1 protein-coding gene and 1 pseudogene are annotated in these 1,062 nt (G+C 67.3%); both read right to left on the bottom strand.

Features of this window, described 5'->3' with window-relative positions; translation table 11 throughout:
* Positions 1–251, bottom strand: a pseudogene (locus DN069_RS38830) (potassium-transporting ATPase subunit B); the annotation flags it as partial.
* Positions 251–1,062, bottom strand: an 812-nt coding sequence (locus DN069_RS38825) for a potassium-transporting ATPase subunit KdpA (RefSeq protein WP_165845839.1), incomplete at its 5' end; no start/stop codon positions are given. The gene DN069_RS38825 and the pseudogene DN069_RS38830, both read right to left, overlap by 1 nt.

Raw genomic sequence — 1,062 nt, 5'->3', positions numbered from 1 at the left:
GGCTCGCTGGGCTTCTCGATCGCGGAGATCGTGGTCAGCACGGAGCCGACCTCGACCACGAACATGACCGGGTTCTTGAACATGACGCGCGGGTCGAGCTTCTTGCACGCGTCGGGGAAGGACTTGAGCAGCTGCTTCGGGTCGAGCAGGCCGCCGCCGATGCGACGCTCGGCCGGGAGTTCCGTCTGCGGGGTCTGTGCTCTCGAGGGATCGGGTGTCTGTGCAGGAGAGTTGAGCGTGGGAGTGGACATCAGTGCAGGCCCTCCGCGAGCGGACCCAGCGCGAGGGCCGGGAAGTAGGTGAGCCCAACCACGATCAGGACGACGCCCGAGAGCATGCCGACGAAGAGCGGGCTGTGGGTCTTGAGGGTGCCGGTGGACTCCGGCGTGTGCTGCTGCTTGGCCAGCGAACCGGCCAGCGCCAGCACGAACACCATCGGCAGGAACCGGCCGAAGGCCATCGCGAGGCCCAGGGCCTCCTGCCAGTGGTTGCTGGTCACGGTGATGCCCGCGAACGCGGAACCGTTGTTGTTCGCCGCCGAGGTGAACGCGTACAGCACCTCGGAGAAGCCGTGCGGACCGGAGTTCAGCATCCCGCCGCCGTGACCGGCGCTCAGCGACATCGCCAGACCCGTGCCGCACAGCACGATCGCCGGCGTGGTCAGGATGTACAGGGAGGCGAACTTCATCTCCCGCGCACCCAGCTTCTTACCCAGGTACTCCGGCGTGCGGCCGACCATCAGCCCCGCCACGAACACCGTCACGATCGCCAGCACCAGAATGCCGTACAGACCCGAACCCGTACCGCCCGGCGCGATCTCACCGAACATCATGTTCAGGATCGTCACCCCGCCACCGAGCGGCGTGTACGAGTCGTGCATCGAGTTCACCGCACCGGTCGAGGTCAGCGTCGTCGAAGCCGCGAACAGGGAGCTGCCCGGGATGCCGAAGCGGACCTCCTTGCCCTCCATCGCGGCACCGGCGATCTTCGCCGCGGCACCCGAGTGCTGGTGCTCGAAGAAGGTGATCAGCGCGGCCGAGGCCGCCCAGTACAGGCCCATGA

The organism is Streptacidiphilus pinicola (assembly GCF_003258295.1).
Lineage (GTDB): Bacteria > Actinomycetota > Actinomycetes > Streptomycetales > Streptomycetaceae > Streptacidiphilus > Streptacidiphilus pinicola.
Note: the sequence above shows the minus strand (reverse complement) of the source record. Positions and strands in the feature narration are given on the sequence as shown.